Origin of the sequence: Massilia mucilaginosa, assembly GCF_011682145.1 — a bacterium.
Lineage (GTDB): Bacteria > Pseudomonadota > Gammaproteobacteria > Burkholderiales > Burkholderiaceae_D > Telluria_A > Telluria_A mucilaginosa.
In genome coordinates, this window is the sequence record NZ_WHJH01000032.1 from 20,200 (window position 1) to 44,114 (window position 23,915).

A 23,915-nucleotide genomic window follows, 5' to 3' on the forward strand; every position below is an offset into this window, starting at 1 on the left:
GCTTAAACCTTCAGCAGTTCGACGTCGAAAATGAGCGTGGCGTTCGGCGGAATCGCGCCGCCCGCGCCGCGCGAACCGTAACCGAGGCTGGCCGGAATCGTCAGGCGGCGGGCGCCGCCGACTTTCATCCCCTGCACGCCTTCGTCCCAGCCCTTGATCACGCGGCCGGCGCCCAGCGGAAACTGGAATGGATCGTTGCGGTCCTTGCTGGAGTCGAACTTGGCGCCGGTGGTGCCGTCGTCGTTGCGCAGCCAGCCGGTGTAATGGACGGTGACGTGCTGGCCGGCTTGCGCTTCGGCGCCTTCGCCAACGGTGGTGTCTTCGTACTGGAGGCCGGATTCGGTGGTAATGGTGGACATGGTTTTCCTTAGTAAATCGGTGTGATTGGCGATTGTAGTGCATGCCGTGCCGAAGCGCTATTGACGCCACCCCCGCGAGCGCCCAAAGCGCGCTACACTGCGTGGACTTTTTGACCATCATTGACCGCTTTCCATGACCAAGACTCCCTGGCGCCCCGTCGCCACCGCCTACCGCCGCGCCCTTGTTTCGCAGGCCAATCCCAGGATGCTGCTGCTGACGGTGATTCCCTTCGTGCTGTCGGTGCTGCTGTGGGCCATCCTGCTGGCCTTCGGCTTCCAGCCGCTGCTCGACTACGTTCAGGCCCTGTTCCAGGATCACGACTGGTTCAAGACCACCAGCGGCATGCTCGGCACGTTCGGCATGAGCGCGGTCAAAACCATGATCGTGCCGCTGATCGCCATGCTGCTCCTGCTGCCGCTGATGATCGTCACCGCCCTGATCTTCATGGGCGTGGCCGCCATGCCGCCGATTACGCGGCACGTCGCGGCGCGCCATTACAGCACGCTCGAAGCGAAGAATGAAGGCAGCTTCATGGCCGGCCTGGCGATCAACATCAGCACCTCGCTGCTGTTCGTGGTGGTCTGGATCGCGACCCTGCCGCTGTACATCGTGCCGCCGCTGGCGGTGCTCGTGCAGGTGGTCCTGTGGGGCGCGCTGACCACCCGCGTGATGGTCTACGACGCCCTGGAAGACTATGCCAGCGCCGATGAGATGAAAGAAATCCGGCGCCGCCACCGCGTGCAACTGACCTTCATCGGCATCGTCTCCGGTTTCATCGGCGCCTTGCCCGGCATTGTCTGGCTCGGCGGCGCGGTCATCTCGTTCGTGCTGTTCCCGTTCCTGGCGGCGATCTCGATCTGGCTGTATGTGCTCATCTTCGTATTTACCGCGCTCTGGTTCCAGTACTACTGCATGCAGGCGCTGGCCGACCTGCGCGCCCAGAAGACGCCGCCGGCCGGCGTTGCCGCCGCCGCCGACGCGGGCGCGCCGCCGCCGGCCTGACGCGCTTTCATGGCACACTGACCATTTTTGCAACAACGGAGAATCACATGGCAATCGGTTTGATCATCATCGGCGACGAAATTTTGTCGGGCAAGCGGCGCGACCAGCACTTTCCCAAAGTGCTGGAGCTGCTGGCCGAGCGCGGCCTCAAGCTGGACTGGGCCGAGTACCTGGGCGATGATCCGGCGCGCATCAGCGCCACCCTCAAGCGCACCATGGCCAGCGGCGACATCGTGTTTTCCTGCGGCGGCATCGGCGCCACCCCGGACGACCACACGCGCCAGTGCGCCGCCACCGCGCTCGGCGTGCCGCTGGCGCTGCACCCGCAGGGACGCCTCAACATCGAAGAGCGCATCGCCGACATGGCGCGTGAAGCGGGCAAGGAAGCCGACCTTGGCTCCCCGGAAAACCTGCACCGCCTCAAAATGGCCGAGTTCCCCGAAGGCGCCTCGCTGATCCCCAACGCCTACAACAAGATCGCCGGCTTCACGGTCGGCACCCATCACTTCGTGCCGGGCTTTCCGGTCATGGCCTGGCCGATGATCGCCTGGGTGCTCGACAACTGCTACCGCGACCTGTTCAACCGCGATCCGCACAGCGAGCAGTCGGTACTGGTGTACGGCTCGATGGAGTCGACCTTGAATCCGATGATGGAAGCGCTCGAAGCGCGCTTCGCCCCGGTCAAGGTATTCAGCCTGCCGAGCGTGGGCGACGCGGTCACGCGCGGCCATATCGAACTGGGCGTCAAGGGCGAGCCGGCGCTGACCGCGACCGCGTTCGCCGACATGTGCGCACAGCTGGCCGCCATGGGCATCGAATTCGCGCCGTACGAGGCGGGAACCGTCTCCTAGCGTGACCGGCATGTGACGCGTTTTGCGGCAGCGCTTTTGCACGGCGCGCTGAGCCGTTGTTTTTTTGCGAAAAACAAACGGCGAGATCAAGTTTTCTTGAACATGCCTTCGCCACGGTCACCCGATGTGGTGGAATGGTGACCGTGCAGCACTCGTTCCCGCGTGAGATTCGAGTGAGATTTTAACGAGTGCAGTTTTAATACATCAGCAATGCGATTGACCACCCGATCACACGAAGCGACCCGTTGCACGATGGCGAAGGTTGATGCGGTGATTGCAGGTACGATTGATTTGAACCGGTTGAGCCATCATGGAAAGTAATCGTCGTTCTCGACGGCCCCGCATCGTCGCCAGCGCGGTGCGCAAATTGCGCGCCCGCGCGGCAATGATCCAACTCGGCCATGTGCCGCCCGAGCCGGACGACGCCATGGCGGCGCCGCATTCCCACCTGTCCCTCGTGTCCGACGGCGCCGCCGGCGCCTCCGGCACGCACATCGATACCGATACCGATACCGATACCAACACCAACACCAACACCAGCGCCGATACCTTGCCCAATTCCGACACCGCCAGCGATACCTTGCCCCATTCCGAACACGTCACCGAGCCGCAAGGCACCCCTCCGCGCCGGCGCCGGCGCCGCATCAAGCTGGTGCTGTGGCTGCTGCTGCTGGCCTTGCTGGGGGCCGGCGTCTGGTGGCTGCTCGACGAAGTGCGCACCTCGGCCATGCAGGCGAAGTACTTCGCCGGCATCGCCAAGAAGATCAACTACAAGGTCGAGAAGGGCCCGAGCACCAACATCCGCTTCCCGCACGACAGCCCGTACGACGAGCGGCTCGGCTACGCCAACATGCCCGAGTACCTGGCCAAGCTCAAGGCGCGCGACTTCATGATCGATTCGCAGGCGCGCCTGTCGCCCAAGATGGTCGAACTGGCCGACCAGGGCCTGTTCGCCACCTACCGCGAAAAAACCAAGGTCGGCCTCGAAATCCTCGACTGCCGCAGCGAGCCGCTGTTTTTGGCGCGCTACCCGGAGCGCTTCTACGAGAAGTTCGACGATGCGCCGTCCTCGCTCGTCAAGAGCCTGCTGTTCATCGAAAACCGTGAACTGCTCGACCCGACCTACCCGAAACGCAATCCGGCGGTCGAGTGGGACCGTTTCAGCAAGGCCGTCTTCGACAAGTCGCTGCACGTGTTCAGCGGCGGCGACAAGCGCTCGGCCGGCGGCAGCACGCTCGCCACCCAGATCGAAAAATACCGCCACTCGCCGGACGGACGTACCAACTCGCTGTCGGAAAAAGCGCGCCAGATGGTCTCGGCCACCCTGCGCGCCTACCAGTACGGCGAAGACACCACCATGGCGCGGCGCCAGATCGTCATCGACTACCTCAACACGGTGCCGCTGTCGGCCAAACTCGGCTACGGTGAAGTCAACGGCATCGGCGACGGCATGTGGGTCTGGTACGGGCGCGATTTCGCGGCCATGAACAAGGCGCTGAAAGACGATCCGCACTCGCCCGAGGCTGCGCTGGCCTACAAGCAGGCGCTGTCGCTGATGATCGCCCAGCGCCGTCCGGCGCACTACCTGGGCGCCGGCGCCAACGACCTTGAAAACCTGACCAACACCCACCTGCGCGTGCTGGCCCAGGCCGGCGTGATCACGACCCAGCTACGCGACACCGCTCTCGCTGTCAGGCTGGAGCCGGCCAAGGGTTCCGGCGTGGCGCCGCCGGCCGCCAATGCCTTCGTCTCGCGCAAGGCCTCGAACGCCGTGCGCACCCACCTGGCCGGTTTGCTGGGCGACGCCCGCCTGTACAACCTGGACCGGCTCGACCTGTCGGTGGTCAGCACGCTCGACTCGGAAGCGCAAAAAGCCGTTACCGACATGCTGCGCAAGCTGCGCAACGCCGAGTCCGCGCGCGAGGCCGGCCTGACCGGCAAGGGCATGCTGGGCAACGGCGACCCGGCCAATGTGGTGTACAGCTTCACCCTGATGGAACGCGGCGAGAAGGCCAACTACCTGCGCGTGCAGACCGATAACTACGACCAGCCGCTCGATATCAACGAAGGCGCCAAGCTCGATCTGGGCTCCACCGCCAAGCTGCGTACCCTGGTGACCTACATGGACATCGTCGACCAGCTGTACCAGCGCTTCAACGGCATGAGCGCCGAAGAATTGCGCAAGACCGTGGTCGATCCGAAGGACCGGCTGTCGCAATGGGCGATCGAATACTTCCTGACCTTGCCTTCGGGCGCGGCGCGCGACCTGCCGGCCATGCTGGAAGCGGCGATCGAACGCAAATACTCGGGCAGCCCGGCCGAAGGCTTCTTCACCGGTGGCGGCATGCACACCTTCGGCAACTTCAGCCGGCTCGATAACGCGCGCATCATGAGCGTGCGCGACGCGCTGCGCAGCTCGACCAACCTGGTGTTCGTGCGCCTGATGCGCGACGTGGTGCGCTACTACATGTTCCAGCTGCCCGGTTCCTCGGCCGCGCTGCTGGCCGACGCCGACGACCCGCGCCGCGCCGAATACCTGGCCCGCTTCGCCGACCGCGAAGGGCGCGAGTTCCTCGGCCGTTTCTACAACAAGTACAAGGGCAAGAACGCGGCCGACGCCGAAAAAGTGCTGCTCGCGAGCTTCCGTCCGACCCCGACCCGGCTGGCCAACGTGCACCGCACGATCGCCCCCAACGCCACCCTGGCCCAGTTCTCGGCTTTTGTGAAGGACAACCTGGTGTCGGCCAACGAAGTGCCGGACGAGCGCATCGCCCGCATGTACGACCAGTACGCCCCGGCCAACATGTCGCTGGCCGACCGCGGCTACCTGGCCACCATCCACCCGCTCGAACTGTGGCTGGTCGGTTACTTCCGCGCCAATCCGACCGCCACTTACTCCGACATGGTCGCGGCCAGCGTCAAGCAGCGCCAGGAAGTGTATGCCTGGCTGTTCAACACCCACCGCAAGCACGCGCAGGACCGCCGCATCGCCGGCTTGCTCGAAGTCGAAGCGTTCCTGAAGATCCACGCGCAGTGGAAGAAGATGGGCTATCCGTTCGACTCGCTGGTGCCGTCGTATGCGACGACCCTGGGCGCGTCGGCCGACCGTCCGGCGTCGCTGGCCGAGATGATGGGCATTATCGTCAACAAGGGCGTGCGCAAGCCGGTGCAGCGCATCGACTCGCTGCATTTTGCCGAAGGCACGCCGTACGAAACCCTGGTCAAGCAGGCCAAGAGCGCGCCGGGCGAGCAGATCCTGGCGCCGGAAGTGGCGCGCGCGGTGGCCGATGCGATTCGCGGCGTGGTCTCGGACGGTACCGCCAAGCGGGTCAAGACCGCCTTCAAGATGGCCGACGGCAGCATCATCGCCGTGGGCGGCAAGACCGGTACCGGAGACCAGCGTTTCGAGGTGTATGGCGGCGGTGGACGGCTGATCGAATCGCGTTACGTGAACCGTTCGGCGACCTTCGTCTTCAACATCGGCGAGCGCTTTTTCGGCAGCATGACGGCATATGTGCACGGACCGTCGTCGGCCGACTATGACTTTACCAGTGCCTTGCCGGTGCAGTTGCTGACGGTGCTGGCGCCGACCCTGATGCCGATGATCGAGCCGCCGACGGATGGCACGGCCAAGCAGTGCGTGCGCTGATGGCGGCGGCAAGTCAAGATCGTCTGACATAGAACCGTCAGCTAAAAACCGGCGGCGTTAGAGCGCTACACTAAAAACCGTCTTTCCCGCCTTCGCGGGAAAGACGGTTTTTAGGTTAACGGTATATGTAAATGTATCGGTAAATGTATAAGAAAATGGACCGGTAAATGTGTATGTAAATAACAGAGAGGTGTCAGCGTGCCCAGTGAATGACTTTTATACCAACCGGATTCTCTGGAAGGCCCGCAAGAACGGTATGATCGGAGGAAACTGCCATCTTGTCGCCGATATCGACGCCCATCGGCGCACACAGGTATGCGCGCAGGCGCAGTGCGCGGGCGATCCGGTCTTGCTATTTTGGTCCGATAGCAGCTTGTGGACTTTGCTGACGAACCGCGAAATCATCTCCTGGAGCGGCAAGAAAACCAGCAGCATTGCGCTCGACAGCATTCAAAAGCAGATCGAACTCGAGCCAGTCGAGGGGACGCACCCGCAATCGACCAAATTGCATTCGCAGTATTTGCATGTCGGTCCTGCCGGCGTAAAGATTTGGGCGCCGGCTGGTGCTCCGATCCTGTCGCTGTGGAATATTCTGGCCATGTTCCCTCTGATGCAGGGAGCCGCCCCCGCCCCGAAATGATTACCCTTGCATGTTTGTGCGATTGTTGGCATCGTACCGAACCATGAAACCTTTGCAACGTGCGATGTCCAAAATCCGGAAGTTTACCCAGTTCTCGTTGCGCGACCTGGTAGCCACCGCCGGCCCCACCGTCCTCACCATCGTCGCCCTGTGCGCGGTCGCCTACTTTCTGGTCGACCCGTCGCCGCCGCGCAGCGTCACGCTCGGCACCGGCCAGGAAAACAGCGCCTACGAAGAATTCGGCAAAAAATACGCGGCCAGGCTGGCCAGGCACGGCATCAAGGTCACCCTCCAGCGCTCGCTCGGCTCGCAGGACAACCTGCAGCACCTCAATGAAGGCAAGGTCGATATCGCCTTTGTCCAGAGCGGATCGACCGAGCAGGCCGAAGCCCAGCGCAAGGGACTGGTCTCGATCGGCAGCCTGTTCACCGAACCGGTCTGGCTGTTCCTGCGCGAAGACGCGCAAGTGACCCAGCTGACCCAGCTCAAGGGCCTGAAAATCAACCTCGGGCCGGAAGGCAGCGGCGTGCCGAAGCTGTTTCGCCAGGTGCTGGCGTTGAACGGCGTCGAGCCGGGCGACCTGACCATCAGCGCGCTGGAAAACACGCCGGGCACGGTGGAACTGCTGGAAGGGCGCATCGATGGCCTGGTCTTCAGCTCCGGACCGGACGCGCCGCTGGTGCAGATGCTGCTGCAAACGCCGGGCTTCAAGCTGTTCGATTTTTCGCAGGCCGAGGCCTATTCGCGGCGCTTGCCGTTCGTCTCGCACGTGGTGCTGCCGCGCGGGATTGTCGACGTCGGGCGCGACTTGCCCGCACAGGACTATCACCTGATCGCCCCGACCGCGACCCTGGTGGCGCGCGAGGACCTGCATCCGGCGCTGATCGACCTGTACGTGCAGGCGGCCAGCGAAATCCACGGCGGCACCGGCTGGTTCCAGCAGCAGGGACAATTCCCGTCGGCGCGCTACACCGAAATCCCGGTGGCGCGCGAAGCGGCCAAGTTCTACAAGGATGGCGCGCCGCTGCTGCAGCGCTACATGAGCTTCTGGCTGGCCAATTTCTTCGACCGGATGTGGGTCGTGGTGGTGGCGCTGGCCGCGCTGGTGCTGCCGCTGTCGAAAGTGGTGCCGCCCTTGTACGTGTGGCGCATCCGCTCGCGCGTGTACCGCTGGTACGGGCAGTTGCGCACCGTGGAGCAGGAACTTGAGGCCGCCCAGGGCCCGCAGCGCGCGCAGATTTGCGCGGGCCTGTTGAAGCGTCTCGATGAAATCGAAGAAATGGTGAACCAGATTTCGATTCCGCTGGCGTTTGCCGATGGACTCTATGGCCTGCGCAGCCATATCAATTTTGTGCGGCAGCGCGTGAAAAACGCCGATGGCGCGATCGCACCGGCCAAATAGCGGCCCGTCGATGATCCTGCGGGCACTGCGCGCCGTGTGCCTGCTGATCGCGCTCGCCGCGCATCAATGTGCTTGCGCAGCGGCGCCCCGGCCTTTGCTCACCGACTACACCCACACCGCGTGGACCGAGCGCGATGGCGCGCCGACAGGCGTCACAAAATTTGCGCAGGGTCCCGACGGCTGGCTGTGGATCGCAACGCCAACCGGCTTGTACCGCTTCGACGGCGTGCGCTTCGAGCGCACCGACACCGTCCACGGACATCGGCTCGAGTCGAGCAATATCATGGCGCTGACCACCGCGCCGGACGGCGCAGTCTGGATCGGCTACCGCGCCGGCGGCGTGTCGGTGTTCAGGAAGGACGGCGCGCACACCTATGCGGAAGGCGGCGGCTTGCAGCCGGTTGGCGTGATGCATATCGAAGCGGCGCCCGATGGGACCATATGGGCGGCGATGCGCGACGGCGTGGCGGTGCTGGCGCCTGGCGAGTCCCATTTCCGCTATCTTGGTCCGGAGTCCGGGCTGCCTGCCCTGGGCGTATTCCAGATTCTGTTCGCCCGCGACGGCACCACCTGGGTCGGCACCAACACGGGCGCCTGGTTTCGCAAGCGGGGCGAGACCCGCTTCTCCCGCGCATGGCCGCACGTCACGCTGGTCTGGCTGTGCGAGGCGCCGGACGGCACGATCTGGGGCAACGACTTCAAGCAGGGCTACTACCGCGTTCGTACGACAGAACCTGCCTCCGGCGCGCCGCCCGCACCCGAAATCGAAGGCTATGGCATGCGCTTCGACCGCCAGGGAACCATGTGGATGATGCATCCGGATGGACTGGAGCGCAGGCTGGCACCGGGCCTGCCAGACCAGCGCCTGTCGAAGGAACACGGCATCAGCGGCCCGCTGCCAGGGGCCCTGTTCGAAGACCGCGAGGGCAATCTGTGGCTCGGCACGCAGCGCGGCATGGACCGGCTTCGCCCGAATCGCCTGCGCACGGTATCGGTCAACCCGCAACTGGAGTTTCCCGCGCTGGTGAGCGGGCCATCCGGCCAGATGTGGGTGGGCGACTATGCGGGCGACCTGTGGCGCTTCGACCGCGAAGGGCGCGTCAGCCGCGAAGTGGCGGGCAAACTGACGGCCAGCTTTACGTCCCCGGACGGCGTGCTGTGGCTGGGCGGGATGGAGGGCGTGCAGCGGCGCGGGCGCGATGGCACGCTGACCGCGTTCCGCTTTCCGGACGAACTGACAGGGCTGCGCGTGCACGCCATGCAGCAGGACCGGCATGGCGCGCTGTGGGTCGCGTTCTCCGCCGGGAAGGGCGTGTACAAACTGGTCGAGGGCGCGTGGGCCAAGGCGGGCGGCGTTCCCGATCTGCTGACGACATCGATGGCGGTTGATGCCGATGGCAATGTCTGGATGGGGCATCTGCGCAGCCAGGTCAGCATCGCGGGCAATGACGCCGTACGCCAGCTTGGCGTTGACCAGGGACTGAAACTGGGCACCATCCTGACGCTGCACGCGGACGGGAAGGGCATGTGGGTGGGCGGTGAGAACGGCGCCGCGCTGTATCGCGACGGCCGCTTTAGCGCCTTGCAGGGCGAACGCAATGAACAGTTCCGGGGCGTGTCGGGCATTGTGCGCGAGCCTGGCGGCGACCTGTGGCTGCATGGCGCCGATGGCCTGTATCGCATCGCCAGCGCCGATCTGAACGGATGGTTGAACGACCCGCACAGCGCGCTGGCATTCGAGCGCTTCGATGCGCAGGACGGCATGCAGGGCCATGCGCCGCAACTGCGGCCGGTGCCGTCGCTCAAGCGCGCGAGCGATGGCGTGCTGTGGTATGCCACAGCCGTGTCGGTCGGCAGCATCGATCCGGCCAACATCTTGCGCAACCGGCTGGCGCCGCCGGTGCATATCACCGCGCTGAGCGCCGACGGCATGCCTTATCCGCTTGCCGATGGACGTGTGACCGCGCTGCCGCCGGGGACGCGCAATCTGCAGATCGACTTCACCGCACTGAGTCTGTCGATTCCCGAGCGCGTGCGCCTGCGCTACCGGCTGGTCGGGTTCGACCGCGCGTGGCAGGAAGCGATAGGGCGGCGGCAGGCGTATTACACCAATCTGGCGCCGGGCACGTATCGCTTCGAGGTCATGGGATCGAACGAGGATAATTTGTGGAACAGCGCCGGTGCGACATTGGAAATCATGATTGCGCCGACCTTCGTGCAAAGCGGCTGGTTCAAGGCGCTGGCGGTGGTGCTGGTCGTCTTGCTGTTGTATGCCGCGTATGCCCTGCGGATTGGCTACCTGACGCAGCGCATGCGGGAGCGCTTGCAGGAACGCCTGGCGGAACGTACCCGCGTCGCGCGCGCCCTGCATGACACCTTGCTGCAAAGCGTGCAGGCGCTGCTGATGTCGTTCGACGCCCACAGCCGCAAGGTGGAAGAGGGCACGCCGGAGCGCGCGCGCCTGGACCAGACGCTCAATCTGGCGGAGCAGTTGCTGGCGGAAGGACGGGACCAGATCATGGGCCTGCGCACGCCATCGTCGGACGACGTGCTGGAACTGACCTTGGGACAGTTCGGCCAGTCACTGGCCGAATACTGGCCGCACGCGTTCGACATGAAGGTCGAGGGCAGCCCGGTCACGCTGCGTCCGGACGTGCATGCGGAAGTCTACGCGATCGCGCGCGAGGCACTGTTCAACGCGTCACGCTATGCCGACGCCACCCGGATCGAACTCGGACTGGCCTACAGCGGCAGTGCGTTCGTCATGCGCATCCGCGATAACGGGCGCGGACTCGATGCCATCGTCGCCGCGGCGGGCCAGCGTTCCGGCCATTGGGGTCTGGTCGGCATGCGCGAGCGCGCCGCCAGCATCGGCGCGCTGCTGGACATTGACAGCAAGGCGGGGGTGGGGACGGATATCACGGTGACGGTGCCGGGCAAGATGGCTTACTGATGCTTTGTAACGTTAAGGTTGCGTTGTGGTGCTCCCGCTGCTGCTCGAAAACTCATCTCGTACTTTTTCCTGGTTTTGACGTAGCTCAAATTTTTCGCAAGAGGGGTTCTACTATTGCGCTTTGGTCAACGCTGAACATACAAGATGCAGCGCCTTGCGGGAGTTGCAAAATGGCCGACTCTGGGGAACGGGCGTCAAGCCCCCATCCACGGCAAGCCCACCTTGCACCATCCTCCCACCGTCTTGCGGTGCCCATCCGCATCCTTGTCGCCCTCGAAGCCTTCCAGGATATCGAACGCGTGCGCGTAGCCGTTTTCGGTCGCGACCCTGGCCGCGTGGCGCGAGCGCACGCCCGAGCGGCACAAAAACAGCAGCACTTCATCCTTCTGCGCCACCGCTTGCAGCTGCTCCACGAAATCGGGATTGGGCACGCCCTCCGGCCACACGCTCCACTGCACCGCGCAATGCTGCTGCGCGGGAATGGCGACCTTGCCGACCCAGGCGCGCTCGGCATCGGTGCGCACATCGACCAGCCGCACGCGCGCTGCGCTTTGCAGCAGTTCCCAGGCTTCCCGCGGCGTCACCGCCCCGGCATACGGTTGGCCCGGCGCGCGGGTGCGGGCGGCGGCAAGCAGGGTCTCGACGTTACTCATGGCGTATTCCTCGGTGAAGTTTGCGATTATTATAGGAGCGGCGCACCACGGCGCGGCATTTTTCCCTTTTCGGTGCATGCCGCCTCAAACTGGTGCAATCGGCCGCGTTTGCACCAATAAAGTGCGAGCGCAGCCGGGCGGCACCGCCTCGCCGCCGACAGGGACTCAGGAGTTTAGTGACATTTGGCAGCATTTTCAACGCCGCTGCGGCCTTTGGCCTATGTGGTCTGGCTGGCACGCTTTCTGCTATGATCCCTGTGAGTTTTGCCGCCAGGGCGGCAACCCCCCATTTATACTAGGAGAGATACGCATGGCAATGACGGCCGCAGAAGTCTTGAAGATGGTTGAAGATAAGAAGGTTCGTTTTGTGGACTTCCGTTTCGCCGATACGCGCGGCAAAGAGCAGCACGTAACGGTTCCCGTATCGCACTTCGATCTCGACAAATTTGAATCGGGCCACGCCTTCGACGGTTCGTCGATCGCCGGCTGGAAGGGCATCGAAGCGTCCGACATGCTGCTCATGCCAGACCCGAACACCGCCAACATCGATCCGTTCATGGAAGAAGTCACGCTGTTCATGCAGTGCGACGTGATCGAGCCGGCCGACGGCAAGGGCTACGACCGCGATCCGCGTTCGATCGCCAAGCGCGCCGAAGCCTACCTCAAGTCGACCGGCATCGGCGACACCGCCTACTTCGGCCCTGAGCCGGAATTCTTCATCTTCGACAGCGTGCGCTGGAAGATCGACATGTCGGGCTGCTTCGTCAAGATCGATTCGGATGAATCGTCGTGGGCGACCGATGCCAAGACCGAAGGCGGCAACAGCGGCCACCGTCCAACCGTCAAGGGCGGCTACTTCCCGGTGCCGCCAGTCGATTCGTTCCAGGACATGCGCTCGGAAATGTGCCTGATCCTCGAAGAACTGGGCATCCCGGTCGAAGTGCACCACCACGAAGTGGCCGGCGCCGGCCAGAATGAAATCGGCACCAAGTTCTCGACCCTGGTCGAGCGCGCCGACTGGACCCAGAACCTGAAATACGTGGTCTGGAACGTGGCCCACAGCTATGGCAAGACCGCCACCTTCATGCCGAAACCGATCGTTGGCGACAACGGCTCGGGCATGCACGTGCACCAGTCGATCTGGAAAGACGGCAAAAACCTGTTCGCCGGCGACGGCTATGCGGGCCTGTCGGAAGATGCGCTGTTCTACATCGGCGGCATCATCAAGCACGCCAAGGCGCTCAACGCGATCACCAACCCGGGCACCAACTCGTACAAGCGCCTCGTGCCTGGCTACGAAGCGCCGGTCAAGCTGGCTTACTCGGCCAAGAACCGTTCGGCCTCGATCCGCATTCCGCACGTGGCCAATCCAAAAGGCCGCCGCATCGAGACGCGCTTCCCGGATCCGCTGGCGAACGTGTACCTGTGCTTCGCCGCGCTGCTGATGGCGGGCCTGGACGGTATCGCCAACAAGATCCATCCGGGCGAAGCAGCGTCGAAAGACCTGTACCACCTGCCGCCGGAAGAAGACGCGCTGATCCCGACCGTCTGCGCTTCGCTGGAAGAAGCCCTGGACAACCTGAACAAGGACCGCGAGTTCCTGACCCGTGGCGGCGTGTTCAGCGACAGCATGATCGATGCCTACATCGAACTGAAGATGCAGGACGTGCAGCGCATGCGCATGACCACGCACCCGGCTGAATTCGACATGTACTATTCGCTGTAATTGTTTTTTGTTGGCAAGCATTGCCAACTTGCAGCACCTGTGGCCGTAGAGACATCAAAACGTATCTCTACGGTATAAAAACGCGAGGAAGGCCAAGGCTTTCCTCGCGTTTTTCATTGGATGTTGTATATTCGGTTGAATCTAATTACTCCACGGAATTCCGTGAAACAACGCTGATGCTTATGATAACGAGGATGTCCCGGATTCGCCCGCTCCGCCCGCTGCGCTCGCCAACCTTGCCTGTACTGGCACTGGCGCTGGCGCTGCTCGCCGGCCTGGGCGTGCAACCGCTGGCCCGGGCCGACATCTATTTGTGCGTCGATGCCAATGGCAAGAAGGAGTTGACCGACAACCCCAGGAGCGGCTGCAAGCAGCTCGATGTGCCGAACAATATCCCGGCGCCGTCCGGCCGCAAGAATACCGGTCCCGCCAAGCCGGTGACGACGCCGACCGATTTCCCCAAGGTGGGCGGCAGCGAGCAGCGTGCGCGCGACGCCGACCGGCGTGAAATCCTCAACGAAGAGCTGCGCGCCGAAGAGAAGAAGCTGGCCGAACTCAAACGCGAATACAACAAGGGCGAGCCTGAACGCCAGGGCAACGAGAAGAACTACGCCAAGTACGAAGAGCGGGTCAAGCAAATGGCCGACAACATCGCGCGCGCCGAGAAAAACATCGAAGCGCTGCGACGCGAAATCTCCAACATCAAATGATGGGAGACTCGCCAACCCTACTGCGCGACGCAATTTTCTCCCGGGACACGAAAGTCCTGCGATGCTCACCGTACCTTCGTACGGCTCCGCTTCTCGGGACAAACTTGCGCCGCTCGCTACGGTTTTGCGAGCTCCCATGACTATGCTTGTTACTCCGGCCGCGTCCCCGCGGCGCGACGGCATGGCCGGCCTCGACCTGCTGGCGTCGGCCGTGCTGCTGGTCGACGCCAGCGGCGCCATCACCTTCGCCAACGCCGCCTGCGAAAACCTGCTCGAAAGCTCGCTGCGCGCCCTGCAACGCCAGCAGCTGCACACGCTGTTCCTCAACGCCGAGGAGCTGACCAATCTGTGCCAGCAGGCGCTGGCCCATAAATATGCCGACCTGCGCCAGGACCTGACGCTCGAGCGCAGCGGGCGCGAACCGCTGCATGTGCACAGCATCGTCAGCGAGGCAGGCGAGTGGGGCATCGTGATCGAGCTGCGCGAGAACGTCCAGCAACTGAAACTGGACCGCGAGGAGCGCATCCTCGACCAGAGCCAGGTCAACAAGGAGCTGGTGCGCAACCTGGCGCACGAGATCAAGAATCCGCTGGGCGGCATCCGCGGCGCGGCGCAGCTGCTCGAACTCGAACTGCCGGCGCTGCACTTGACCCAGCTGCGCGAATACACCCAGGTGATCATCAAGGAAGCGGACCGCCTGCAAACCCTGGTCGACCGCCTGCTGGCGCCGCACCGGCGCCCGCACATCGTCGGCGACGTCAATATCCACGAAGTGCTCGAAAGGGTGCGCAGCCTGATGCTGGCCGAGTTCCCGGCGGGGCTCACCATCCGGCGCGACTACGACGCCTCGATACCCGAGTTCAGGGGCGACAAGGAGCAGCTGATCCAGACCGTGCTCAATATCGCCCACAATGCGGCGCAGGCGCTGTCGGAGCGGATTGTGGCGGGCGAGGCCGAGCTCATTTTCAAGACCCGCGTGGCGCGCCAGGTGACCCTGGCCAAGGTCCGCTACGGGCTGGCATTAGACTTGCATATCATCGACAATGGACCGGGCATCCCGCCGCAGATCCGCGACCGCATTTTCTATCCCCTGGTATCGGGACGGGAGGGCGGCAGCGGTCTGGGGCTGACACTGGCGCAGACCTTCGTGCAGCAGCACATGGGTGTGATCGAGTGCGAAAGCCGGCCTGGATTTACGGATTTCAGGATCCTGTTGCCGCTGCCATAAGCCGCGCACCAGCCTTGTCGTCCGGGTCCCATCAATTGAAGATCCATATTGCGGGGAAGCGCGAACACATGAAACCAATCTGGATAGTCGACGACGACGCCTCCATCCGCTGGGTGCTTGAAAAAGCCCTGGCACGCGAGAACCTCGCGACCAAAAGCTTTTCGAACGCGCGCGATGCGATGGCGGCGCTCGAATTCGATACGCCGCAAGTGCTGGTGTCCGACATCCGCATGCCGGGCGAGTCGGGGCTGGACCTGCTGCAGACCGTCAAGGCCAGCTATCCCGGCCTGCCGGTCATTATCATCACCGCGTTCTCGGACCTCGATTCGGCGGTCGCCGCCTTCCAGGGCGGGGCCTTCGAATACCTGGCCAAGCCCTTCGATATCGACAAGGCGGTCGAACTGATCCGGCGCGCGCTGGAGGAGAGCCTGCGCGAGACCAGCGTCGAATCGGGACCGACCGACACGCCCGAAATCCTGGGCCAGGCCCCGGCCATGCAGGAAGTGTTCCGCGCCATCGGGCGCCTGTCGCAGTCGAACGTGACGGTCTTGATCACCGGCGAATCGGGGACCGGCAAGGAACTGGTGGCGCGCGCGCTGCACAAGCACAGCCCGCGCGCGCAGCAGCCCTTCATCGCCCTGAACACCGCGGCCATTCCGAAGGACTTGCTCGAATCCGAACTGTTCGGCCACGAACGCGGCGCCTTCACGGGTGCGCAGACCACGCGCCGCGGGCGCTTCGAGCAGGCCGAAAACGGTACGCTGTTTTTGGATGAAATCGGCGACATGCCGTTCGACCTGCAAACGCGTTTGCTGCGGGTGCTCTCGGACGGCCACTTCTACCGGGTCGGCGGGCACCAGCCGATGAAGGCCAATGTGCGCGTCATCACCGCCACCCACCAGAACCTGGAACAGCGCGTGCGCGACGGCCTGTTTCGCGAAGACTTGTACCACCGCCTGAACGTGATCCGCCTGCGCCTGCCCAGTTTGCGGGAGCGGCGCGAAGATATCCCCCTTTTGGTGCGCCACTTCCTGGTGCAGAGCGCGCGCCAGCTCGGGGTCGAGGCCAAGCGCATGAGCGATCCGGCGCTGCATTTCCTGACCGGGCTCGATTTGCCGGGCAATGTGCGCCAGCTGGAAAACCTGTGCAACTGGATCACCGTGATGGCGCCCGGGCAAACGGTGGAAGTGAAGGACATGCCGCTCGAACTGACGCAGGAAGGCGCGGCCGACACCGCGCTGGCGCCGGCAATGGGCGAGAGCGCCGCCACGCAGGCCAACGGCCAGGCCGGCACTGCCGGCGCCGGCATGGCGGCCCTGGGCGCGGCCGGCGGCTGGATTGGCTTGCTGGAGCTGCAGGCGGCCAGCATGCTGGCGGCGGGGCAGTCGGAAGTGATGGACGTGCTGGGACGGCAGTTCGAGTCGGCCCTGATCAAGACGGCGCTCAAGCACACGCACGGGCGCAAGAACGATGCGGCGGTGCGCCTCGGGATCGGGCGCAACACCATCACGCGCAAGATCGCCGAACTGGGGATCGATGGCGCCAAGGACGAATAGGACGATGACGGGAGGCAGGGGGGCGTCCCCCTGTGCTCCCGTCCAGCTGCGGCATGGTGTAAACTTCTGTCCAATTTATCGTTGGAACCACCATGCTGATCAACTGCGTCGCCTACCAGGAAGGCAAAAAGCTGTCCGACATTTCCGTCGAAGCCATCAGCGACTACATTCAACAACCCGACTGCTTCGTGTGGGTGGCACTGAAGGACGCCCAGCCGGACGAACTGGCCATCATGCAGCACGAATTCGGCCTGCACGAACTGGCGGTGGAAGACGCGCTGCGCGGCCACCAGCGTCCCAAGATCGAGGAGTACGGCGACTCGCTGTTCGTGGTGGTGCAGACGGTCGAAACCGATGGCGATGAACTGAGCGTCGGCCAGGTGGCCATGTTCGTCGGCGAGAATTACGTGCTCTCGGTGCGCAACAATGTGATGCGCGGTTTTCTCGGCGTGCGCGCGCGCGCCGAACGCGAACCGCACCTGCTGGCCAAGGGGTCCTCGTTCGTGCTGTATGCGTTGATGGACGCGGTGGTCGACCGCTATTTTCCGGTGGTCGACGCGCTCGAATCGGAGCTCGAAACCATCGAAGACCGGATTTTCATCCGCGGCTCGCAGCGCGACAATATCGAGCGCCTGTATGAACTCAAGCGCAAGGTGCTGGTGCTGCGCCACGCGGTCACGCCGCTGCTCGACGCCATCGGCAAGCTGCATGGCGGGCGCGTGCCCTCGTTTTGCCGCGACACCCAGGAATACTTCCGCGACGTGCACGACCACCTGCAGCGCATCAACGCCTCGCTCGACACCGTCCGCGACACCATCGGCACGGCGATCCAGGTCAATCTGTCGATGGTGGCCATCGACGATGGCGAAGTCAATAAACGGCTGGCCGCATGGGCCGCGATCTTCGCGGTGTTTACCGCGTTCGCCGGCGTGTGGGGGATGAACTTCGAATTCATGCCGGAGCTGAAATGGCATTTCGGCTACCTGGCCGCGCTGTCCATCATGATCAGCGTGTGCTTCTACCTGTATTATCGGTTCAGGAAGTCGGGCTGGCTGTAGCCCGGTCGCCAACCATCTGTTTGCGCCGGGAGCACTGCCATGGACACGCTGGAGATGACGTCGCCACCGCCGCGCCGCATTGGCGCTCTGGTCCAGTGCTCGGCAAGACGATTGGCCAGGCGTGACGCATGAGGTTTCGCGTGCGCCGCTCGACTCTTGAGTCATGCGGCGTGCGGATAGTGTACCTGTACCTGCCTTGCTTACCGCGCCATCGACAAGGCTACCGCTTCGGCCACCTTGATCCCGTCCACCGCCGCCGACAAGATCCCGCCCGCGTAGCCGGCCCCTTCGCCGGCCGGGAACAGGCCGCGCGTGTTCAGGCTTTGCAAGTCGTCGTCGCGGCGCTTGATGCGGATCGGCGACGAGGTGCGCGTTTCCACGCCGGTCAGCACCGCGTCTTCCTGGTAGTAACCGCGAATCTGCTTGTCAAACGCCGGAAAGGCTTCGCGCATGGCGACGATCGCGTAGTCGGGCAGGGCGGTGGCCAGGTCGGTCAGGTGCACCGCCGGCTTGAACGAGGGCACCACCGAGCCGAAGGCGGTCGAGGCGCGGCCCTTGACGAAGTCGCCCATCAGCTGGCCCGGCGCGTCGTAGGTGCCGCCGCCGAGCGCGAACGCGCCTTCTTCCAGCTGGCGCTGCAGGGCGATGCCGGCCAGCGGGTGGCCCGGATAGTCGGCCGGCGTAATCCCGACCACGATGGCGCTGTTGGCATTTCTCTCGTTGCGCGAGTACTGGCTCATGCCGTTGGTGACCACGCGTCCCGGCTCCGAGGCGGCGGCGACCACCGTGCCGCCCGGGCACATGCAGAAGCTGTACACCGAGCGGCCGTTGGCGGCGTGGTGCACCAGTTTATAGTCGGCCGCGCCCAGGATCTTGTTGCCGGCGTTCGGACCGAAACGGCAGGCGTCGATCAGCGACTGCGGGTGCTCGACCCGGAATCCCACCGAAAACGGCTTCGCTTCGATATACACGCCGCGCTCGTACAGCATCTCGAAGGTATCGCGCGCGCTGTGGCCGATGGCCAGCACCACGTGGCGCGTGGGGATGTGCTCGCCGCTGGCCAGGGTCACGCCGCGGATCTGGCGCTGTTCTCCCTCGCCCTCGACCTCGATATCGCTCACCTTGCTCTCGAAGCGGTATTCGCCGCCCAGCGCGATGATGTTTTCGCGCATCTGTTCGACCATCTTGACCAGGCGGAAAGTGCCGATGTGCGGTTTGCTCACGTACATGATTTCATCGGGCGCGCCGGCCTTGACGAACTCGGTCAGCACCTTGCGTCCGTAATGCTTGGGGTCCTTGATCTGGCTGTACAGCTTGCCGTCGGAAAAGGTGCCGGCCCCGCCTTCGCCGTACTGCACGTTCGATTCCGGGTTCAGCTCGCGCTTGCGCCAGAAGCCGAAGGTGTCGACGGTGCGCTCGCGCACCACCTTGCCGCGCTCGAGGATCAGCGGGCGCAGGCCCATCTGGGCCAGGATCAGCGCCGCGAACAGGCCGCACGGGCCGGTGCCGATGACCACCGGGCGCTCGTTGCGGTCGTGGCCCTGCAATTGCTCGCCGCCGGCCACGAACCGGTAGCCGGTGTCGGGCGCCGGCAGGATATGGGCGTCGTGCTTGAGGCGGGCCAGCACGGCCGCTTCGGCGCGCACGTCGGCGTCGATCGCATAGATCAGCACGATGGCGCTGCGTTTGCGCGCGTCGTAGCTGCGTTTGAACACACTGAACCCGAGCAAGTCGGCGCCGGCAATGCCGAGGCGCGCCAGAATGGCCTGGCGCAGGTCGGCTTCGGCATGGTCGAGCGGGAGTTTGAGTTCGTTAATTCGCAGCATAGGAGTCGTTCGTGGTTCAGGGTGAGGGAAAGCAAGGCAGGGCGCTATTTTACCGGCTGCATCGCCGCATGGGCGAATCGCGGTAAGCATCATGGGTATTTTCGATGTCAAGTTGTTGCTGCGCGTCCATTATTGTCTCTCTGAGAAATTTTGTTGCAAAACAGACTCATTCATTGTTCTTATTTTTCTGCAATGCACAATATTTCATTTGGTGCATATACGCATACGAAGAATTTTCGCTGTAGTCGCAAGGAAAGTTGCATTTAGGTTCTTTTTGGCCGCCATTTTTTTGTCGCTGACCCGATAATGCCCATTGCAGAAAAATGACGCGACGTCCCTGCCGCGCGCGGCCTGCCCTGGTGATTTTCTACTGGGCAATGTGCCAGCGTGGTTTGCTACCGAAAGGCTGTCGTGCAAGCAAGCTGCTGTAGTGTCATTATCCTCATCCTAAACGGAGTTCTAAAAATGATGTTTCAAGAGAAGATTGGCGTACGTTCCGTTCGCCTCGCCCTCGGCCTGTTAGCTGGCTTCGTTGCCGGTCAAGCCCTGGCCCAGGATGCACCTATCCAGCGTGTTGAAATCACCGGTTCGAGCATCAAGCGGATTGTGAAAGAAGGCGCACTGCCAGTGCAGGTGGTTTCCAAGGAAGTCATCGCACGTTCGGGCGCGACTACCGTAGCCGACCTGATCCAGAAACTGCCAGCGATGCAGGGTTTCACGATTGAAGCCGTGGCCGCCGGTACCAACTCGGGCGGCCGCACGACCGCGTCGATCCACGATCTGGGCGGCAGCTACACCCTGGTCCTGCTGAACGGCCGCCGCATGGCGCCTCTGCAAGACAGCGGCAGCGCGGTCAATCTGAACTCGATTCCAATGGCTGCGGTTGAGCGCGTCGAAGTGCTGACCGACGGCGCTTCGGCACTGTACGGCGCCGACGCCATCGCCGGCGTCATCAACTTCATCCTGAAGAAAAACTTCCAGGGCCTGACCCTGGACGCGGGCGTGTCGGTACCGACCAACCCGGGCGGCAAGAACGCCAATGCCAGCATCACCTGGGGCTTCGGCGATCTGGAAACGAATCGCTTCAACCTGTTGATGACCTACCGTCACGACGAGCAGAAAAAAGTCAAGGCGACCGAGCGCGAATTCAGCAAAACCTCGTACATTCCACTGGGCCACGACGGCCAGAGCTACATCTACGACCGCACCTCGACCTCGGGCACCGCGGCCAACGTCAACGTGGCTTTCAACAGCAAGGCCAATTCGGCAGTCGGCTTCAACCCGTACCGCGCCGTCAACGGCCAGTGCGCCCAGGGCTTCTTCCCGTACCTGTCGAGCACACCTGCGGCCAACTACTGCGCCGTGGACAGTGCCTCGACCATCGAAACCGTGCCTGAATCGAAGCGCGACACCCTGTACACCTCGGGCCGCATCAAGTTCTCGGACAACGTCACCGCCTTCGCCGACCTGTCGCTGGGCCGCTTCGACCTGACCGCGCGTATCGCCGCCAATCCGGTCAGCGTTGCCGTTCCGCTCAACTCGCCAGTCTACAACCAGTACGTCAAGCCTTTCCTGAACCCGGCGCAGCAGGGCGATGTGAAGAGCGCGACCGCGACCTACCGCGCCAGCGAATTCGGCACGCGTGACAGCAAGACCGTCACCGACGTGATCCACTTCGTCACCGGCCTGGACGCCACTGTTGGCGGCTGGGACATGAATGCCGGCCTGACCTATTCCAAGTACAAACTGGAAGAGCGCTACACCGGCGGCTACCTGTTGAACAAGGAATTCCGCAGCCTGATCAACGGCCCGACCTTCAACCCGTTCCTGCCAACCGGTTCGGCAAGCTCGCCGACCGCCGACCAGATCAGCGGTTCGATCTTCCACGGCGCGGTACGTGAAGCGTACTCCGACATGCGCGGCTTCGACACGCGTGCTTCGCGTGAACTGTTCACTCTGCCGGGCGGCGCAAGCAGCATCGGTATCGGCGCTGAATACCGCGAACTGAACCAGGTGCAGACCGCCTCGACCGCTGCCAAGAACGGCACCATCTACGGTTACAGCCCAAGTGCCGAATTCGACTACACGCGTGAGTCGACCGGCGCCTTCGCCGAGCTGGCCCTGCCGATCGTCAAGGACCTGGAAGTGACCACCGCCGTCCGTTACGACCGTTACTCGGGCGTGAAAGACAAGGCTGCCGGCCGTACCAAGGGCGAAACCCAGGACGCCAGCACCTACAAGATCAGCGCACGCTACACCCCGACCACGGCCGTGCTGCTGCGCGGTTCGTATGGAACGGGTTTCCGCGTAGCCGACCAGAACGACATCGCCAACACCCTGGTGTCGAACGGCTACACCGCGACCGCCTATGACTGCCCGGCAGCCCTGAGCCAGGCCGATGCCAGCCTGTGCCGCACCGGCCGCCTGCAGTACTACTCGTACCTGGGTGGCAACGAGAAGCTCAAGCCTGAGAAATCGAAGCAGTACACCATCGGTTTCCGCCTCGAGCCATCGTCGAGCGTGACCTTCGGCGCCGATCTGTGGGATGTGCGCATGACCAACCAGGTATCGTCGGTCAGCGAGACCCAGGCCTTCGCCAATGCCGGCAAGTTCCGCGACCTGTTCACCGACTTCGCCGATCCTGCGACCGGTATCAAGAGCTGGGCCTACATCAACGCCCCGATCAACATCGGCCGTACCCACAACCGCGGTATCGACTGGGACCTGACCGTCGGCGAGAAGTACTCGTTCGGCAAGATGACCCTGAACGTCAACGGCACCCACATGCTCAAGGCCAGCTACACCGTGCCGGGTACCGACAACGAGTGGACCGACAGCATGGATAAATACGGCATCAACGCTGCCGTGACCTTCCGCAACATCGCCAAAGCCGTGGCTACCCTGGAAACGGGTAACATGACCAACGCGCTGACGGTCAACTACCGCAATGGTTACACCGACCAGTCGACGACGCTGTACAACGTGGCGACCCAAGCACCGTCGCTCGCTCCGATCCGTCTGAACGTGCCTTCGTACAGCACCATCGACTACCAGGGCAAGTTCGCGATCAGCAAGCAATGGGAAGTTCGTGGCGGTATCAAGAACCTGATGGACAAAGAGCCACCACTGACCCTGCGCACGTCGTCGGGCCACCAGATTGGTTACGATGCCCGTTACGCCGACACGATGGGTCGTACCGTCTACGTCAACACCAGCTACAAGTTCTAAGCTGACATAACGTCAGTCACAACGAAAAGCGCGTTGCCTCGGCAACGCGCTTTTTTTTTCGTCCACTGCGGTGTCAGGTCTGACATTCGGACCCGGCCCGGACAGGCACGGCCTCGGCCTTGATCGCCGGCGTGTCCACCCACCGGCGCGAACGATCAAGTCGCGCCGGGCGCGTGTGCGGCGAATAGCGCCTTACATACCGCCCCACAGGGCATTGAGCGCGGCCACGGCGGCAATCCCGGCCGTCTCGGTGCGCAGGATGCGCGGCCCCATCGACAGCGCCAGCGCGCCGCGCGCCATGGCATTGTCTTCTTCCTGCACCGTAAAGCCGCCTTCCGGCCCGATCATCAGCGAGACCGCCTGCGGCGGCTGGTGCCTGGCCCAGTCGGCCAGCGACTGTCCCCCGCGCGGACTGAGCAAAATGCGCTTGTGCATATCCTGCTGGGCGCTCCACTGGTGCAGGTCGTCGACCGGGGCCAGCCGCGCCAGGCGGTTGCGCCCGCTCTGCTCGGACGCGGCCACGATCACGCCCTGCCAGTGCGCCAGGCGCTTGTCGGCGCGCTCGCCCGACAGGCGCACCACGCAGCGCTGCGCGGCCAGCGGCTGGATCGCCGCCACCCCCATCTCGACCGCCTTTTCGATGATCCAGTCCATCTTGGATGCTTCGGGCAGGGCCTGGGCCAGGGTGATTTCGTAGGGCAGCTCGACGTCGCGCGCCACATGCGCCTTGACGCTGACGCTGGCGCGGCGCTTTTCCACGCTGGCCAGGTGGGCGACATATTCGCCGCCGTCGCCGTTGAACAGGCACAGTTCGGCGCCGACCTGCAGGCGCAGCACATGCAGATGGTGGGCGACCGCCTCGGGCAGGTCGAGTGTGAGGCCAACCGCCAGCGGCACGGAGCAATAGAAACGGGGCATGAAATCCTGGTAAAGAGTTGAGGGCGTAGTTGAGGCCGGCAGGCGCGGCAAAGTGCTTCATTTTAATTCGCCACCCCATGGTCTGGTAAAATACTTGACCCGGTACGCCAAGCAGCGCCACCCGCATTTCCAATCCTACGACCTCACAGATTCGA

At 63.6% G+C, this 23,915-nt stretch carries 16 protein-coding genes; 12 read left to right on the top strand and 4 right to left on the bottom strand.

Annotation, left to right across the window (positions count from 1 at the left end; genetic code table 11):
- Positions 1-2: 2 nt before the first annotated feature.
- Complete coding sequence (locus tag F2P45_RS21985; RefSeq protein WP_166879963.1) at positions 3-359, bottom strand: FKBP-type peptidyl-prolyl cis-trans isomerase; 357 nt, start codon at positions 357-359, stop codon at positions 3-5.
- A gap of 133 nt (positions 360-492) precedes the next feature.
- On the opposite strand from F2P45_RS21985, the gene F2P45_RS21990 reads away from it, so the two are divergent.
- The 6 genes from F2P45_RS21990 to F2P45_RS22015 all read left to right on the top strand — a co-directional run bounded on the left by F2P45_RS21990 (position 493) and on the right by F2P45_RS22015 (position 10,857).
- Positions 493-1,362, top strand: coding sequence for an EI24 domain-containing protein (locus tag F2P45_RS21990; RefSeq protein WP_166879965.1), 870 nt, complete (start codon positions 493-495; stop codon positions 1,360-1,362).
- A 47-nt stretch (positions 1,363-1,409) separates the two neighbouring features.
- Entirely contained in the window at positions 1,410-2,213 is an 804-nt protein-coding gene (locus tag F2P45_RS21995) for a competence/damage-inducible protein A (RefSeq protein WP_166879967.1), read from the top strand.
- 310 nt (positions 2,214-2,523) lie between these two features.
- On the top strand, positions 2,524-5,862 hold the full coding sequence (locus F2P45_RS22000) for a transglycosylase domain-containing protein (RefSeq protein ID WP_229505222.1): 3,339 nt from the start codon (positions 2,524-2,526) through the stop codon (positions 5,860-5,862).
- Positions 5,863-6,067: 205 nt separating this feature from the next.
- Positions 6,068-6,502, top strand: a complete 435-nt coding sequence (locus F2P45_RS22005; protein ID WP_166879969.1) for a hypothetical protein — start codon at positions 6,068-6,070, stop codon at positions 6,500-6,502.
- Positions 6,503-6,566: 64 nt separating this feature from the next.
- On the top strand, positions 6,567-7,904 hold the full coding sequence (locus tag F2P45_RS22010; RefSeq protein ID WP_166879970.1) for a TAXI family TRAP transporter solute-binding subunit: 1,338 nt from the start codon (positions 6,567-6,569) through the stop codon (positions 7,902-7,904).
- Positions 7,879-10,857 (top strand): sensor histidine kinase, encoded by a 2,979-nt coding sequence (locus F2P45_RS22015; RefSeq protein WP_166879972.1) that lies wholly within the window; start codon positions 7,879-7,881, stop codon positions 10,855-10,857. Before F2P45_RS22010 ends, F2P45_RS22015 begins: the two co-directional genes overlap by 26 nt.
- Before the next feature lie 194 nt (positions 10,858-11,051).
- On the opposite strand, the gene F2P45_RS22020 is transcribed toward F2P45_RS22015, so the two are convergent.
- A complete protein-coding gene (locus tag F2P45_RS22020) occupies positions 11,052-11,510 on the bottom strand; it encodes a rhodanese-like domain-containing protein (protein WP_166879974.1) in 459 nt (152 codons plus the stop codon).
- A 310-nt stretch (positions 11,511-11,820) separates the two neighbouring features.
- On the opposite strand from F2P45_RS22020, the gene glnA reads away from it, so the two are divergent.
- The 5 genes from glnA (at position 11,821) to corA (ending at position 17,788) form a co-directional block, all read left to right on the top strand.
- Positions 11,821-13,236 (top strand): type I glutamate--ammonia ligase, encoded by a 1,416-nt coding sequence (gene glnA / locus F2P45_RS22025; RefSeq protein WP_166879976.1) that lies wholly within the window; start codon positions 11,821-11,823, stop codon positions 13,234-13,236.
- Between the two features lie 194 nt (positions 13,237-13,430).
- Positions 13,431-13,946 (top strand): DUF4124 domain-containing protein, encoded by a 516-nt coding sequence (locus F2P45_RS22030; RefSeq protein ID WP_166879978.1) that lies wholly within the window; start codon positions 13,431-13,433, stop codon positions 13,944-13,946.
- A gap of 136 nt (positions 13,947-14,082) precedes the next feature.
- Positions 14,083-15,174, top strand: coding sequence for a nitrogen regulation protein NR(II) (gene glnL, locus F2P45_RS22035; protein ID WP_166879979.1), 1,092 nt, complete (start codon positions 14,083-14,085; stop codon positions 15,172-15,174).
- A gap of 68 nt (positions 15,175-15,242) precedes the next feature.
- Entirely contained in the window at positions 15,243-16,730 is a 1,488-nt protein-coding gene (gene ntrC, locus F2P45_RS22040; RefSeq protein ID WP_166879980.1) for a nitrogen regulation protein NR(I), read from the top strand.
- A 92-nt stretch (positions 16,731-16,822) separates the two neighbouring features.
- The gene (gene corA, locus F2P45_RS22045) at positions 16,823-17,788 is read left to right on the top strand and encodes a magnesium/cobalt transporter CorA (RefSeq protein ID WP_166879981.1); all 966 of its coding nucleotides are present in this window, start codon (positions 16,823-16,825) and stop codon (positions 17,786-17,788) included.
- Positions 17,789-17,988: 200 nt separating this feature from the next.
- Here the strand turns inward: corA and F2P45_RS22050 are convergent, their stop codons facing one another.
- Complete coding sequence (locus F2P45_RS22050; protein ID WP_166879982.1) at positions 17,989-19,614, bottom strand: NAD(P)/FAD-dependent oxidoreductase; 1,626 nt, start codon at positions 19,612-19,614, stop codon at positions 17,989-17,991.
- A 465-nt stretch (positions 19,615-20,079) separates the two neighbouring features.
- Here F2P45_RS22050 and F2P45_RS22055 point away from each other — a divergent pair, with 465 nt between their 5' ends.
- Complete coding sequence (locus F2P45_RS22055; protein ID WP_229505223.1) at positions 20,080-22,842, top strand: TonB-dependent receptor; 2,763 nt, start codon at positions 20,080-20,082, stop codon at positions 22,840-22,842.
- A 192-nt stretch (positions 22,843-23,034) separates the two neighbouring features.
- Here F2P45_RS22055 and F2P45_RS22060 read toward each other — a convergent pair whose 3' ends face one another.
- Complete coding sequence (locus F2P45_RS22060) at positions 23,035-23,760, bottom strand: 16S rRNA (uracil(1498)-N(3))-methyltransferase (RefSeq protein ID WP_166879983.1); 726 nt, start codon at positions 23,758-23,760, stop codon at positions 23,035-23,037.
- Positions 23,761-23,915: the final 155 nt, after the last annotated feature.